The sequence below is a fragment of the Nostoc sp. EspVER01 genome (assembly GCF_034530635.1).
Taxonomy (GTDB): domain Bacteria; phylum Cyanobacteriota; class Cyanobacteriia; order Cyanobacteriales; family Nostocaceae; genus Nostoc.
The window spans coordinates 54,741-70,045 of the sequence record NZ_JAVRCS010000001.1; the positions used below are offsets into that span (position 1 = coordinate 54,741).

A 15,305-nucleotide genomic window follows, 5' to 3' on the forward strand; every position below is an offset into this window, starting at 1 on the left:
GGATTAACCTTATTTCTATCCCTCTATACCGTTGTGAATCATGCATATAATATATCTTTTTAGACCGAAAAATCCTAGAGTGCATCATTGCTCAGAATCTTTTTACAAAGCAATGACACTAAATAATGGTTCTGATATAACTAGTTATTCTGTAAAATACTTGTATTCCGTCACTTTACGAGAAAGTTGGTTATTAATCAAACATTTAGTGAGTCTAAATAAGCAAGAAGAAATATCAGTATTTTTCTTTTTAATCCAGTTAGATTATTTAGTATTAGCTTTAATTTTAAAAACAATTAGTAAACTTTTAAATAAAAACTTAGAAATTTCTTATTTGATGCATGAACCTAAATTTGAAAAAGGAAGGATTAACCCTTTAAAAGCATATATTGTATTTTTATATCATTTCGTTTTTGGCTATATAGGAGATAAGATATTATTGCCTAGCAATGAAGCGTTTTTGAAAGCACAAGACTTCGTTAATAATGATAAACTTTACAAGTTAAATTTATCATTTCTTTCTCTCCCAAAAGATATTTTACAAAATAATTTAGCGCAACTTAAGTTTAGTTGGGATAATGAAAAAAGTTTCTTATTGTTAGGTCGAGCAGATAGAGATAAAAATCCTCAAGGATTTTTATCTCTAGCAAATATAATTAACAAAGATTACCCAAAGCAAGCGAGATTTATTCGGGGTGGAAGTGAGAGAAATATACAAGTAAACTACGACGACAAACTAATAATTAGATTTCCTGGCTTCATTTCAAATAGCGCTAAAAGTTTCCTACTTGGTTTAAGCCACTTTGTTGTGATTCCCTACTCATTCTCAACTCAAAGTGGTGTGGTGACAGAGGCTTTGAGTTATGGAAAGCTTTTAATTATTAATGATATTCCTACTTTCTCATATTTAAAAGGTCTAAGTTTTGTCTTTTTTACTGATTTTAATGACGAAAGCTCAATGTCAAAATGTATCCATGATTTATTTAGTATGGACATAAATGATTATGAAAAACGCTATTGGGAAGCAATAAGATACTTCCAAGAAAATCATTCAGAAGCTTATCTTTCAAAAACCTTGCAAGAAATTTTATAAGTACATTTTTGTCTTTGAAATATATACAGGTGAAATACATCCATGTCGAATACAGTACCTACAGTTTCTAGCAACATACAAGCAAGCATTACAGTGGGTATTCCTTTTTACCAAGGTAGCAATATTGCACATCTTCGTGCTGCTATTGACTCTATCCTATGGCAAAGTGTACCAGCAAAGGAAATTCATTTAATTCAGGATGGTTTGATTCCAAAAAATTTGGAGGAAACTGTTAATGAATATACTGCAACTTATCCCCATATAAAACACCTATTAATTTCTCAAAACATGGGTTTAGCTCATGCGCTTAATATATCCATATTAAACTCGTCATCTAAATACTACGCAAGAATGGACTCTGATGACATTGCACATCCAGAGCGATTCAGTAAACAAATAGGTTTTTTAGAAAGTAATTTAGATATTGATATCTTGGGTACTTGGGCTTTTGTCTTTGAGGATGAATTTCCAAGAGAAAATTGCTCAATTAGGATAATGCCTGTATGTAATCAGGAGATACATGCACTGTTTCATTATCAAAATCCCTTGATACATCCATCTGTGATGTTTAGAAGTAGCGTTTTTGCTAAAACAGGACTTTATAACATGGAATTTCGTTCTGAATGTGATTTAGAATTGTGGGCAAGAGCATTGAAATTGAGAGTTGGTATTTCAAATTTATCTGAACCTTTACTTTATTATAGAAATACAGGCGTTATCAGTAGACGGTCTGCGGCTTTAGGACAGCAAATTAAAGCACGATATCAATACAATACTCTTTCACTAAAATTAAATATTCTCAAAGTAATGTCTTTACTATTTCGTATTCTTCCCTATCAAATGCAAGTTTGGGGATACAAAAAGTTTAAAAAAGAGAGAAATTTTCACCAAGATGCTCGTGAATTTTTAGTTAAATAGAAATCCAAGATTTATAATTAAATATATTCAAAATATTCAAACTACAGGTATTAATTATTATCATAAAAATCGGTGTAATATCATATCTAGTCTAGTTAATCTCCAGCAAAAAAATATTTATCATACTGTATCTCTAAGTGGGACAACGTAATTACAGCACTTCCAGCTATTATGCAATACAGACCGCTAGCCAGGGAATAGAATTCCCTGTCTAATGGTGCAAGTCCTCTAGAAGAGGACTAGAAAAACTTGGGTTAAAGCACTTCCAGCTATTATGCAATACAGTACAGTACTACGCCACATAGCTCAAACTTCTTTATCCCCACTTCTCGGAGTTAAGAAATATGGGATAAGAAGTTTTGAGAATTTAGAGGTTTTATATTTAATTACTAAGATCATTAACTTATCTTACTTGATACAACTTTACTTCATAAGGATTTAAACGAGTACTGAAACTTGCATTATGAAATAGGTTATTAATAGTTTTTTCATTCAAAGTAACTATTTTACCAGCTAAACTCTGAGTCAGTTTTACTACGAAGTTTATTTTAGTCGAAGTGTGATTAACAGCTATAATTAAAAACTTTGTAGTATTAGGAATAGGAAATAATTTAACTTCTATATTTGGGTTGTTTACTTGTACTGGATTACTTAAATCTTCTCCTCTAACAATTGCAGGAATGTAATTTCGGAATTCTTTAATAGTAGGATACAAAACTGACTCATTCCAGGAAGGTGAAGAGAGATAGTGTATCCAAAATAACAGCCCATCAGCTCCTGCAAGGACTGATAAATAAAACATATAGCGAAATTCTAACTTTGTTGGTAATCGAAAATCGGTCTGATTTCCTCTATAAGCTTGTATTACGTTCAAAAATTTTTTATTTTTAACATCAGCAAGGGAAATGACTTCGTAGAGTGCTTTTCGGTAAAATGATACCCATTGGAATTCTACAACTCCATCTTTGCAAGGATAACAATCCCACATCAGTATATCCATTGCATCACTGTAAGGTTCAATTTTTTCTATCTTGGTAAAAACTAATGCCACTGGCTTTGATTTATCTTCTTCCTTAATAGCTTTGTATACCTTTTTTAACAAATTTGGAGAAATTGGTCTAGGTTTTTTTATTTCTGGTTCATCATAAAGATACCAAGCATAAACGGAGGGATGGTTTTTATAAGTACGAATAAAGTCTTTTACTCCTGAAATATTTTCTGATTCAATTAAAGTACGAGGAATCTCAAGCAGAATTTTTATTGGTGTTTTTTGAGAAGCATCTAAAAATGCCTGTATTTTTGCCTTGCTCTCTTTTTCAACATAGGGCATTAATAAGTCAATTCCTTTAGAAGATGCTTTTATTGGTACATCCTTATTGTTGATATTGTCATACCAACCTAAGAAAAATGGTAGACTTCGTTTCCGATTAGTTAAATATTTTTTGGGATTTAAACTCACAAGTATGCTGCTACTACTAGCTAATACAAAACCAGGAATTAAAGCTAGAAATTTACGTCGCTTTATCATCATATTAAATTTAAGAACAAGCTTAATTAAACATCACATTGATTGGTTTGGCAATATTTGGTATTACCTATGAATTATTGCAACTTATTCAAGGACATTATCTGCAATGATGACCCACCTTATACCCCAGTAGCGATATAAGCAAACTTTTCTTTGCGATAAAACTGGTCACGTCCAACTTCGGTGATATATGCTGGGTCTCTGAAATTATTGGCAAGATTTAGAATTATAAATATTTTGTAACAGTTTTACTGCGTTAGCATTTTTTGTGGTGAATTTTAGGCGATCGCTACCACTAACGGTTATGCTTCCTTTAGTCACTGTCCCTTTTTAAGAAGTGACATCAGCATAAAAGTATAAATTTATATATTTCCCTTTGTGCCCTCGTAGTCGTGGGCTTCACTGTTGTATCTCAGAGTTGGTATTTGAGGTCTAGTCTTTGCCGTAGTGACAGCGAAAATAATTGCGATCGCAGATAGAGTAACATTGAATAAATAGTTACAATTAAAACTTTTGTGCATAGTATTTACCCTGTATGTAAATACTGACTATTTGCAGATTAAACCACCACAAATTAAGAATTACTTACCGCGCAGTGTCAGTTGTGAATATGAGTTTAACAGTAGCAAAAACAACTTAACATCGATTAAGAAACACTGTTCAGTAACTAAGTACAACATTTCATTAATTTGTAGCTAATTCTCTGCGTAGCTCTGCGCCCCTACCCTGCCAGAAGGCGTACCACTTCGTGGAAGCAAGCTACGCGTCGCGTCTCGTGAGAAGCGCTTATGCGTTTAAATAAAAAAGAAATCAGTAGACAGTTCCCAACCTACTACTTAGTTACAAAACTTAGACTTAATCTCAGACAAACTGGAGTATGCACTTTTAAGACTGGAGACATTTAAGATACAGGTTCTACATACTTCTTAATAAATCCGCCTTGAGAACGCAAAACGTTCTAATCTAAAAGCTAACTGGGTTAATTTACTGGCAGTTTTGCAGGCAATACTCTCAAGCTCATAAAGCATAGACACACCGATGTGTCAAGCCTCAAAACAATCCAGACTTAACATATAAACGCTTATGATGGGAGTTTTACAAATCCGATGAGTGTTAAGGCGAGTGGTGGAAGCTCGGTTGCGCGTCCGCAACTATATCAAACCCTAACTGTATCCACGATTACCCAAGCAGAGCAGCAAGACCGCTTCTTGGGAAATGGTGAATTAAATGAACTGGCAAGCTATTTTGCATCTGGTGCCAAGCGTCTAGAAATTTCTCAGACGTTGACAGACAATGCCGAGATTATTGTGTCTCGGGCTGCCAACCGGATTTTTGTCGGTGGTTCGCCAATGGCTTTTTTAGAAAAGCCCAGAGAAGCAGAATTAGTAACAGCCGGTGGTGGTGGTGCTAACGTTCAACAAGGGATGCAACTAGGAACCGTAACCTACGTTGAAAGTCGTGGTGGGTTCCTAGAAAATTTACGTTCAATATTTAACTCATCCCCCAGCGGTCCAACACCCGCAGGTTTTAGACCAATTAACATTGCTCGTTATGGCCCAAGCAACATGGCCAAGAGCTTACGGGATTTATCCTGGTTCTTGCGCTACGCTACTTATGCGATCGTTGCTGGCGACCCCAACATCATAGCGGTGAATACAAGGGGTTTGCGGGAAATCATTGAAAATGCCTGTTCTGGTGAAGCAACGCTAGTAGCTTTGCAGGAAATTAAAGCCGGGGCACTTTCATTTTTCCGTAATGATGCTGAGGCTACAGAAATTGTGTCTCAGTACATGGATGTTTTGTTAACAGAATTCAAAGCAGCCACACCTTCAAACAAAGTCCGCCAACGCCCTTCTATTGACCAGCAAGGGTTACAACTGCCGCAAATTTACTTTAATGCAGCAGAACGGCGTCCCAAGTTTGTGATGAAGACTGGGTTATCAAGTAGCGAAAAAAACGAGGTAATCAAGGCTGCATATCGGCAAATCTTTGAGCGCGACATTACCCGTGCTTATAGCTTATCCATATCTGACCTGGAATCCAAGGTGAAGAATGGCGACATCTCTGTGAAAGAGTTTGTCCGTCGTTTAGCTAAATCTCCCCTTTACCAAAAACAGTTTTACCAGCCTTTTATTAACAGCCGAGTCATCGAACTAGCTTTCCGTCACATTCTAGGACGGGGGCCAAGTAGCCGCGAAGAAGTACAAAAATACTTCTCGATTATTTCTAACGGTGGTCTACCAGCCTTAGTAGATGCCTTAGTAGATTCTGCTGAATACAGCGACTATTTTGGTGAAGAAACAGTACCCTACCTGCGGGGTCTGGGTCAAGAAGCACAAGAATGTCGCAACTGGGGGCCGCAGCAAGACCTGTTTAACTACAGTGCGCCTTTCCGCAAGATACCTCAGTTCATCACCACATTTGCGGCTTATGAGCAACCGCTACCAGATCAACATCCTTACGGTTCTGGTAACGACCCCTTGGAAATTCAGTTTGGGGCGATTTTCCCGAAAGAAACTCGCAACCCCAGTACCAGTCCGGCTCCTTTTAGTAAGGATACCAAACGCATCCTGATTCACCAAGGAGCAGGGATTAATAACCAAAATAGTAATCCCAGAGCGCGAGGTGAAGCTCCTGGTACCCTTGGGCCCAAGGTGTTCAAGTTAGACCAACTGCCTGGTACTAGAGGTAAAAAGGCTCCCAAAAGTTCTAGCGTCAGATACTCCGAAAGCTCCACACAAGCAGTGATTAGAGCTGCTTACCTGCAAGTTTTCGGTCGCGATGTCTACGAAGGTCAGCGCCCGAAGGTATTAGAAATCAAGCTGGAAAATGGCGACATCTCGGTGCGGGAATTTATTCGTGCTTTAGCTAAGTCGGATGTATTCCGCAACCTGTACTGGTCATCGCTGTATGTTTGTAAAGCGATCGAGTATATTCACCGCCGCTTGTTGGGTCGTCCGACTTATGGTCGTCAAGAAATCAACAAGTACTTTGATATCGCTTCAAAACAAGGTTTTTACGCGGTAGTTGATGCCATTATTAACAGCGTAGAATACAGTGAAGCATTTGGTGAAGATACAATTCCTTACGAACGGTATCTGACTCCTGGTGGTGTAGCAGGGCGACAATTACGTGTTGGTAGCATTCGTGATGATATTGCCGCAAAAGTCCAGAAGGAAGTAACACCAAGCTTTGTGACACTGGGTACCGTAACAGAAAAGCGGTCAGAACCAGATATTCAGTTCCGCATTAACCAAGGTGTCAGCAAGCAACGGGAACAAACCAAAATCTTCAAATTGGTTGCGAATACTACTGACAAGGTTGCAGTCAAAACTTTGATCAGCGCTGCCTATCGCCAGATTTTTGAGCGGGATATTGCACCCTACATTGCCAAAAACGAATTTACCAAATGGGAAAGCAAGCTGGGTAATGGCGAAATTAGTGTGAAGGAATTTATTGAAGGTTTGGGTTACTCTAACCTCTACCTGAAAGAGTTCTACACACCTTACCCCAACACCAAAGTGATTGAGTTGGGAACCAAACACTTCTTGGGACGTGCGCCACTAGATCAAGCAGAAATCCGCAAGTATAACCAGATTTTGGCTACTCAAGGTATTCGTGCCTTTATTGGTGCTTTGGTAGATAGTGTGGAATATAACCAGGTGTTTGGTGAAGATACGGTGCCTTACCGCCGCTTCCCGACCCTGCCTGCGGCAAATTTCCCGAATACAGAGAAGCTTTACAACCAGCTGACCAAGCAAAACGATGACGTGGTTGTACCAAGCTTTAAACCAGTACAAGCCCGTGTCGGGGTTAGTAACGATACACCGCTTTTGGTACAAGCGATCGCAGATATCGCAGCCCAAACAAATGGTAAGCCATCCTTTGCTGAACTGGGTCGTTCTTACAACGATGGTAGCGGACAATCAGTGGAACAGGGTGTGCGTAAACATGCACGCATTTACCGTCTAACAGAAAACACCAACCAAGACGAAAAACAACAGGCAATCAACGCCATTTATCGTCAAGTATTGGATGTATTTAGCGGTGAAGTGCCTGAGAATTTCCGTCGCACTGACCTAGATAGCAAACTCCAAAATGGTGAAATTTCCGTGCGGGAGTTTGTGCGTGAACTAGCTAGTTCTCAAATCTATCGCCAGCGCTTCTTATCACCTTATCCTCACACCAAGGTCATTGAGTTCCTCTTCCGTCATCTGTTGGGGCGTACACCCGCAACTCAGGAAGAAATTGGCCAATATAACAAGCTGCTAGTCGATAGTGGTTTGTCAGCTGCTGTAGAAGCAATAGTTGAAAGTCCAGAATATAACCGCTACTTCGGTGAAGATGTTGTACCTTACAACCGCTTCCCATCTTTACCAGTAGGTAACTACCTCGGCAGTGTAGCAGTTGATTAAGGAGTAGGGACTAGGGAATTAGGGAATAGGGTACAGATTATTTACTGTTCCCTATCCCCTGTAACCTGTCCCCTGTCCCCTTCGTAACCTTTCGTAATACCGCTCTCAGATTGCAGTTAAAACAGTAAATTCTGAAAAGCAATATTACAAAGTATTAAGAGCAGTCATAAATGCTCAACAGAATGCCGGAAAATGTTTTGCGGAAGGTAACTGAGTTTGAAAGCTTGTGTACTTATGTTGACTCAGGCAAACTCGTAATTTTTTAGCCGTAGCAGTTGTGAAACTGTTGTGTCTAAAAGGACGAAAAAACAAACTCAGTAAACCAAACTCAAAGTCGCACCAGTTTAATCAAATCCTGGTTTCATTCGTATTGGAGGAATCCATTAATGAGTATTGTCACGAAAGCTATCGTGAATGCTGATGCAGAAGCCCGCTACCTCAGCCCTGGTGAGTTAGATCGGATCAAGTCTTTTGTTGCAAGTGGCGAGCGCCGTGTGCGGATTGCTCAAGTTTTGTCAGAAAATCGCGAACGGCTCGTTAAGCAAGCTGGCGATCAACTGTTCCAAAAGCGTCCTGATGTTGTATCTCCTGGTGGTAACGCTTACGGTCAAGAATTGACTGCTACTTGTCTGCGTGACCTAGATTATTACCTCCGCCTCGTTACCTACGGTATCGTTGCTGGTGATGTCACCCCCATCGAAGAAATTGGTGTTATTGGTGCCCGTGAACTGTACAAGTCCTTGGGAACTCCTATTGATGGTGTTGCTGAAGGTATCCGTGGGCTGAAGAATGGCTCTACATCATTGCTCTCTGGTGATGACGCTAGTGAAGCTGCTGGCTACTTCGACTACCTAGTTGGTGCCCTTCTAGGATAGGGTAAAGCTGTTTACCTACTTAAACAGAAGTATTGCAATACGGTTGGAAATAAGGAATTAACAACATGGCTCAAGACGCAATTACCGCTGTCATTAACTCCGCAGACGTTCAAGGCAAATACCTTGACTCTTCTGCTTTGGAAAAGCTAAAAGGCTACTTCGCTACTGGCGAACTACGGGTACGTGCTGCTAGCACCATCAGCGCTAACGCTGCTGCGATCGTCAAAGAAGCTGTAGCAAAATCTTTGCTATACTCTGACATCACCCGTCCAGGTGGCAACATGTACACCACTCGCCGCTATGCTGCTTGCATCCGCGATTTGGACTATTACCTCCGCTATGCCACCTACGCTATGTTAGCTGGCGATCCTTCTATCCTAGATGAGCGTGTGCTCAATGGCTTGAAGGAAACCTATAACTCCTTGGGCGTTCCCGTCGGTGCTACCGTACAAGCTATCCAAGCAATCAAAGAAGTAACCGCCAGTTTGGTAGGTTCTGATGCTGGTAAGGAAATGGGCGTTTACTTAGACTATATCTCCTCTGGCTTAAGCTAAGAACTAGTTTGCGCTTAAGAATTTAGGTGCGGCTTTATTAAGGTCTGGAAATCAGCCGTGAGTGCTAGAACGTTATATTGCTTATCTTGGTAAATTATCAGTGATGAGTGTTGGTGGTCTAGTATTGATGTTTGATTTCCAGCCTTTGAATGATTAAAAGATTTGCACTCAAGATTTTGAGATAAAAAAGTTTTCACAAGGTATACAGGAGATTTTCAAAATATGTCCCGTTTGTTTAAAATTACTGCTCTAGTTCCCAGCCAAACCCGAATTCGTACCCAACGCGAACTGCAAAATACTTACTTCACTAAGTTAGTTCCTTATGAAAACTGGTTCCGCGAACAGCAACGTATTCAAAAAGCAGGTGGCACAATCATCAAGGTGGAACTGGCAACTGGTAAACAAGGTGCTAATACTGGCTTGTCGTAATTCTGTAAATAGAATATTATTTTAGGGAATTGGTAAGAGGTCGAGAAAGACCTCTTTTTTGTGGCTTAGATTTTTGCAAATCAAAAGTTAAACATATTTAAAAGGCGATACCCACGAGTATAAAGTGGAACTGGAGCGTCAGCATTCTGTCTGTTCTTAGCTTGTTCAATAGTTTCATCAAACACAATTAGCGTTTCTTTCCCAACCTTCAGCCAGTCTTCATAAGGCACACTCATATCTTCTTCAATACCACCAATATTAGGTGCGACCATTGCCCGGTAAGCTTCATTGAATTTCCTGCGGAACCGGAAATCTACTGAAATTCTTAGACCTTCAGTTTTCCTTCTTACTGTTTGATGCAATCCACGGGCATCATTAAAGTACATTGTGCCGTGTTGTAGTTGTGCTTCTGTGTAAGAGACAACCATCGGAATATCCCGACCTTCATCGAAGTCTGACATCACCTGCATAGACTGTAGCTCCATTTCGCGGGGCATTTCACCTGCTTCGATAGTGATATTATCGATGTCGCCAAATAATGGTAGAACCACTACAGTTGCATCAGCAGCAACACCTGCCCAGACATCACTATGGCACTTTGAGCTAGCGAAGGGCAAACCCAACTTCTTGGCGTCAGTCTTACCGTAGACCATGCGGAGATTTACTGGTAAATCCACTGCATCAATCAGGTCATTCGCTCCTAGTTGGTAGAAAGCCTCTGCGACGCTTTTTTGAAAGAGGTTAAATGCCAAAACGTGTTCTCGCTTGGGCATTAAAAGACCTGTGCCGGTATAGTTCGGCAAAGTACTTCTTGCTTCCAGCAGTCGTTCAAGCATTTCAGCTTCCGAAAGAATGATGGGACTATTCAGACACGCTGAAATATAACCCGCAGCAGCAATTCTGATTTGTTGGAATAACTCAGGCTTTAATGTGTGTTCAAATAGTAGTCGGTACTCTCGCTTTGTAGCAATTTTATCAGCAAGCTCATCAAAGAGGCGATCGCCAAGCTGAGAAAATGCGATCGCACGCTCATATTGTAAGCGATCGCGCACTGGTAATTCTGCTAACAGTTCTTCTAACATCATTTCTTCCAACGTTATTCTAAATCGGCTAAATAACTCATACCTTCAAAGCCATTCCGTTTTCAAAACGAATCTGACTATTACAAATTAACAATATTCTTCTCTTTATACTTCGTAAAATATACTGTTTTATTTTTCTTAATTATCTAAATTACAATAATTAATTTTAACTTTATTAGTAAAGCCCAGATGAAGTTAGAGTTAAAAAAATAAATTTCTATATATAAAGTTGCCATTAACTAAGTAATGATTCAAGTTCATGAAGTTAAATCTAATTTAACTGCTTATATTTAAAGAAAATAACAAGCTAATAATCTTCAGGATGATTTTTCCTTGGGAAATAATAGTTTTTAAATAAAAACATAAAACCAGTAAAATCAACATTCTCAGAGAAACATATTAATTGTTAAAACATATACATCAAGTATTTTAGTTTTGCCAGACTAAATTGATTAAGACAAGTCTAACTTGAGTATAAATAAATAATTAAAAATGTCAAATTTGAATCACAACAACTCAACTAAAAACTTATATAATCGCACAGCATCAGAGTGGATTAGAGGAGAACCTACTTCACTATCAGACTTTACAGCCCGCCCTTTTGTACTAGACCTTTGTCAGCCTGTTGCTGGGTTGCGAGTACTTGATATAGGTTGTGGAGAAGGTTATTGCAGTCGAGAACTAAGCCGACGTGGCGCTGCATGGGTACATGGAATAGACCTTTCCCAAGGCATGATTGCAGCAGCAAACTTGCAAGAAGTAGAAGATGGATTGGGTATTAGCTATGAAGTAGGATGTGCTACCAATCTCAAGCAGTTTGATGATGGCGAAATTGACTTAGTTGTTGCAGTATTTTTATTTAACTATTTGACAATTGCTCAGACCCAAGAATGCATGGCAGAAGTTGCACGCATTCTTCGTCCAGGCGGTCGATTTGTATTCAGTGTTCCCCATCCATCTTTTCCATATATGCGGGAGGCAGCATATCCGTTTTATTTTCAAGTTGAAGGTACAGGCTATTTCAGCAAGCGAGATCGGCAGTTTCCTGGTCGTATTTGGAAACGAGATGGTTCTTGGCTAAATGTGCAATTGATTCATAAAACTCTTGAGGATTACTTTAATGCTCTTAAATTTGCTGGCTTCAATACGATGCCAATTTTACAAGAATTGCGTGTAACTCCAGAACATATCGCAATAGATGAATCATTTTTTAGCCCCTTACTTGACCAACCCCTTCATCTAGCCCTACAAATATTACGATGACACAGACATCTTCTTTAGTTAGAAATTCCTTCCGTGAAATAACGATTAATCATCCTCTATGGAATCATGAGTTTCTAATGCGCTGTCAGACTGGAAATTTATTTTTACCAGACGTACAGGTACTAGCTGTCCAGATGTACAAATTCTCCAAAGAATTTAATCGTATTTTGGCTAGCATCTTGTCTTGCTGCCAAGATGAAACTAGTCAGTTAGTCATCTTGGAAAACCTATTTGACGAAATGGGACAGGGAGACATAACTCAGTCCCACCCAGAATTGTTTCGTAAATTTACCCGTGCACTTGGTATCCACGACGAAACTCTGGCATCACTACCCACTGCACCTGAAACTCGTGCCCTTATTGAAACCTACTTGCAGATGCCACATAAATACGGCTATTTAGCTGCACTTGGTGCCGTCTGTTATGCTTCCGAAGGGATTGTTAGTTCGCTATACACACAACTATACAAAGGAATTGTTGGCGCTGCTCCTTTACCCAAAGAAGCCTTAATATTTTTTGAAGTCCATATTGATGTGGATGATAGTCATGCAGCGAAGCTAGCAGCAGTGATTGAACCTCGAATAACTATGAATGAAGAGGATATCAAAGTAAAACTGGCTATTGCAGAAGCTATGGATGCCCGTATCCAATTTTTTAACGGTATTCAGCGTCAAATCTCCAAATATAGCTTGTATCCTGATTCATGGCTGCCTTTTGATGAATCGCTGTAGTTAGTCTGTCAAGATTAAGGTGAGCAAATTTGCAGTAAACACTAAAAGTGCTTACTGCAAACCCTTACAGCCATCTGGGTAGAAGTAATAAGTGAAAATACGGTTGTAATAATAAGCATTTGTAGCATTAGAATACAAACAGTTTTCCCTATTTTTTCAGTTTTCAAAGCTATAATCAACCATTTTCAGGCTTGATCACAGAAAATTTTGTCATTTAAATTAAGCCTTTTAAGAAATTTAGTTGTCGAGTCTTGGGCAAATTCACAAAGCAAAATTAGGTGCAGAGGAGGCTTCCATGTACGGATTAGTGAACAAGGCGATTCAAGACATGGTGTGCAGTCGCTTTGGCGAAGAGACTTGGAAAACAATCAAGCACAAAGCAGAGGTGGATGTAGATGTTTTCCTCAGTATGGAAGGCTATCCCGATGACATCACCCATAAACTGGTAAAAGCTGCTAGTGTCGTTCTGGGTTTATCTTCCTCAGAGATTATGCAAGCCTTTGGGGAATTTTGGGTTCAGTACACTGCTCAAGAAGGCTATGGCGAATTGATGGATATGAGTGGAGATGAACTCCCTGAGTTTTTAGAAAACCTTGATAATCTTCATGCTCGTGTAGGAGTTAGTTTTCCTAAACTCCAACCCCCATCATTTGAGTGTACTGATATAGAAGAAAATTCTCTGAGCTTACATTATCGCTCTGATAGAGAAGGGTTAACGCCAATGATTCTTGGACTAGTCAAGGGATTGGGAACCAGGTTTGATACGGAAGTTCATATTACCCAAACCCAAAGTCGAGATGAGGGTGCTGAACATGATGAATTTTTAGTGATTTATAAACCAAATTGAGTGCAGTAGCATGGCTCCTCCTCACCTTACACTTTCGCCAGAGTTGCTGGCGAAAGCTTTTCCTTTCCACTTTGCCTTTAACTGTAATCGGGAAATTGTACAAGCTGGTGATGTCTACGGGCGCATTTGTCCTGAACCATTAGTTGGTAAATTGATTGAGCAGCATTTCCAAATCAATCGTCCAAAAATTTTGGTCGATTTTGATACGATTAGTAAACAATCTCGTGCCCTGTTTATATTAGAGTTTCTCCACAATGGAATGCATCTCAAGGGTCAGATGATGTATCAACCAGAGGAGGAGGTGATATTTTTTTTAGGTTCTCCCTGGATTACAGATACAACTAGCCTAGCTCCTCTGGGTATAAAACTCAAAGACTTTGCAATTCACGACCCGATTGTTGATTTCTTGTTCCTACTACAATCTCAGAATACTGCTTTAGCTGATGCTAAAAAGTTAACAAATGAACTGAAACAGCAAAGAGCACAACTACGGAGCGCGCTACAAATCAAGGAGAATTTGGCAGAAATTGCTGAGGCTCAGTCTAAAAAATTGGAAAAATCCCTTCGGGAGCTACAACAAACTCAAGCTCAATTAGTCCAAGCTGAGAAAATGTCCAGTTTAGGGCAGTTAGTCGCAGGAGTCGCTCACGAAATTAACAACCCGGTTAATTTTATTTACGGAAATTTGAAATATGCAAAGGATTATACGCAGTGTTTGCTAAAACTTGTGCATATTTACCAGCAGTTTTATACCAATCCTGTGTCAGAAATTAAAGAATACATTAAGGAAATTGAGTTAGATTTTTTACTAGATGATTTGCCCAAAATCCTAAATTCGATGGAAGTAGGAGCCGAACGGATCTCTGAAATTGTCTTATCTCTGCGGAATTTCTCTCGTCTGGATGAGGCGGAGAAGAAAAGAGTTGATATTCACCAGGGACTGGATAGTACTTTGCTGATTTTACAAAGTCGCTTCAAAGATAGTGTCGATCATCCTGGGATCAAAGTAGTGAAAAATTATGGAGATTTACCTTTAGTAGATTGCTACGCTGGCCAACTCAATCAAGTATTCATGAATATTATCAGTAATGCAATCGATGCGCTCGATAACTATGATAGTAGACGCGCGATCGCAGAAATTCATGCTAATCCTAATATAATTACAATTACTACGGAAATCATTGAAACGAACTGTGTAATCCGAATTGCTGATAATGGTTCAGGAATAACAGAAGCAGTTAAGGAACGACTGTTCGATCCATTTTTCACAACTAAGCCAGTCGGTAAGGGTACAGGATTAGGTTTATCAATTAGCTATCAGATTATAGTTGAAAAACATGGTGGAACACTAAGATGTATATCAGAACCTGGACAAGGAACTGAGTTCTGGATTGAAATTCCCCTATCTATAAACAAACAAGCACTTAATTGCATCAAATCATTAAGCTTAATAAAATAAATACTTTCAGTCAATTTTCGAGCGATCGCTCTTAACTATAGCAATCCTAATTTGTTAGTATCAAATAATACTTTATCACTGCGGAGTAGAGATGGCAATTTGTCAGAAATA

At 39.2% G+C, this 15,305-nt stretch carries 11 protein-coding genes and 1 pseudogene; 10 read left to right on the forward strand and 2 right to left on the reverse strand.

Going from position 1 to position 15,305, the window contains the following annotated elements:
* The first annotated feature begins 112 nt into the window (after window positions 1-112).
* Both RMX69_RS00240 and RMX69_RS00245 read left to right on the forward strand, forming a co-directional pair.
* Window positions 113-1,093 carry a glycosyltransferase gene (locus RMX69_RS00240; protein ID WP_289794826.1) on the forward strand — a complete coding sequence of 327 codons (981 nt, stop codon included), beginning with the start codon at window positions 113-115 and terminating at the stop codon, window positions 1,091-1,093.
* 42 nt (window positions 1,094-1,135) lie between these two features.
* Window positions 1,136-2,011 carry a glycosyltransferase gene (locus tag RMX69_RS00245; RefSeq protein WP_289794825.1) on the forward strand — a complete coding sequence of 292 codons (876 nt, stop codon included), beginning with the start codon at window positions 1,136-1,138 and terminating at the stop codon, window positions 2,009-2,011.
* Window positions 2,012-2,414: 403 nt separating this feature from the next.
* Here RMX69_RS00245 and RMX69_RS00250 read toward each other — a convergent pair whose 3' ends face one another.
* On the reverse strand, window positions 2,415-3,542 hold the full coding sequence (locus tag RMX69_RS00250; RefSeq protein WP_322636086.1) for a glycoside hydrolase family 2 TIM barrel-domain containing protein: 1,128 nt from the start codon (window positions 3,540-3,542) through the stop codon (window positions 2,415-2,417).
* Between the two features lie 1,103 nt (window positions 3,543-4,645).
* Here RMX69_RS00250 and RMX69_RS00255 point away from each other — a divergent pair.
* From RMX69_RS00255 to RMX69_RS00270, 4 genes and pseudogenes are all read left to right on the forward strand, one after another.
* Window positions 4,646-7,942 (forward strand): annotated as a pseudogene (locus RMX69_RS00255) (phycobilisome rod-core linker polypeptide); the annotation flags it as partial.
* Window positions 7,943-8,340: 398 nt separating this feature from the next.
* Window positions 8,341-8,829, forward strand: coding sequence for an allophycocyanin subunit alpha (gene apcA, locus RMX69_RS00260; protein WP_099100538.1), 489 nt, complete (start codon window positions 8,341-8,343; stop codon window positions 8,827-8,829).
* 65 nt (window positions 8,830-8,894) lie between these two features.
* Window positions 8,895-9,383, forward strand: a complete 489-nt coding sequence (gene apcB, locus RMX69_RS00265) for an allophycocyanin subunit beta (RefSeq protein ID WP_069068902.1) — start codon at window positions 8,895-8,897, stop codon at window positions 9,381-9,383.
* Between the two features lie 222 nt (window positions 9,384-9,605).
* A complete protein-coding gene (locus tag RMX69_RS00270; RefSeq protein WP_094349821.1) occupies window positions 9,606-9,812 on the forward strand; it encodes a phycobilisome linker polypeptide in 207 nt (68 codons plus the stop codon).
* Between the two features lie 80 nt (window positions 9,813-9,892).
* Here the strand turns inward: RMX69_RS00270 and RMX69_RS00275 are convergent, their stop codons facing one another.
* A complete protein-coding gene (locus RMX69_RS00275; protein ID WP_322636088.1) occupies window positions 9,893-10,897 on the reverse strand; it encodes a hypothetical protein in 1,005 nt (334 codons plus the stop codon).
* A gap of 489 nt (window positions 10,898-11,386) precedes the next feature.
* Here RMX69_RS00275 and RMX69_RS00280 point away from each other — a divergent pair, with 489 nt between their 5' ends.
* The 4 genes from RMX69_RS00280 to RMX69_RS00295 all read left to right on the forward strand — a co-directional run bounded on the left by RMX69_RS00280 (window position 11,387) and on the right by RMX69_RS00295 (window position 15,194).
* Window positions 11,387-12,157, forward strand: a complete 771-nt coding sequence (locus RMX69_RS00280) for a class I SAM-dependent methyltransferase (RefSeq protein ID WP_322636089.1) — start codon at window positions 11,387-11,389, stop codon at window positions 12,155-12,157.
* Window positions 12,154-12,888 carry a TenA family transcriptional regulator gene (locus tag RMX69_RS00285; RefSeq protein WP_289794820.1) on the forward strand — a complete coding sequence of 245 codons (735 nt, stop codon included), beginning with the start codon at window positions 12,154-12,156 and terminating at the stop codon, window positions 12,886-12,888. Before RMX69_RS00280 ends, RMX69_RS00285 begins: the two co-directional genes overlap by 4 nt.
* Window positions 12,889-13,183: 295 nt before the next feature.
* Entirely contained in the window at window positions 13,184-13,735 is a 552-nt protein-coding gene (locus RMX69_RS00290; protein WP_289799867.1) for a heme NO-binding domain-containing protein, read from the forward strand.
* A gap of 10 nt (window positions 13,736-13,745) precedes the next feature.
* A complete protein-coding gene (locus tag RMX69_RS00295; RefSeq protein ID WP_289794819.1) occupies window positions 13,746-15,194 on the forward strand; it encodes a sensor histidine kinase in 1,449 nt (482 codons plus the stop codon).
* Window positions 15,195-15,305 lie beyond the last annotated feature (111 nt).

Bases quoted from the DNA above. Each gene is read 5' to 3' on its own strand.
- RMX69_RS00295 (WP_289794819.1), top strand. From the start codon at position 13,746: ATGGCTCCTCCTCACCTTACACTTTCGCCAGAGTTGCTGGCGAAAGCT.
- RMX69_RS00290 (WP_289799867.1), top strand. From the start codon at position 13,184: ATGTACGGATTAGTGAACAAGGCGATTCAAGACATGGTGTGCAGTCGC.
- apcA (WP_099100538.1), top strand. From the start codon at position 8,341: ATGAGTATTGTCACGAAAGCTATCGTGAATGCTGATGCAGAAGCCCGC.
- apcB (WP_069068902.1), top strand. From the start codon at position 8,895: ATGGCTCAAGACGCAATTACCGCTGTCATTAACTCCGCAGACGTTCAA.
- RMX69_RS00280 (WP_322636089.1), top strand. From the start codon at position 11,387: ATGTCAAATTTGAATCACAACAACTCAACTAAAAACTTATATAATCGC.
- RMX69_RS00245 (WP_289794825.1), top strand. From the start codon at position 1,136: ATGTCGAATACAGTACCTACAGTTTCTAGCAACATACAAGCAAGCATT.
- RMX69_RS00285 (WP_289794820.1), top strand. From the start codon at position 12,154: ATGACACAGACATCTTCTTTAGTTAGAAATTCCTTCCGTGAAATAACG.
- RMX69_RS00250 (WP_322636086.1), bottom strand. From the start codon at position 3,542: ATGATGATAAAGCGACGTAAATTTCTAGCTTTAATTCCTGGTTTTGTA.
- RMX69_RS00240 (WP_289794826.1), top strand. From the start codon at position 113: ATGACACTAAATAATGGTTCTGATATAACTAGTTATTCTGTAAAATAC.
- RMX69_RS00270 (WP_094349821.1), top strand. From the start codon at position 9,606: ATGTCCCGTTTGTTTAAAATTACTGCTCTAGTTCCCAGCCAAACCCGA.
- RMX69_RS00275 (WP_322636088.1), bottom strand. From the start codon at position 10,897: ATGATGTTAGAAGAACTGTTAGCAGAATTACCAGTGCGCGATCGCTTA.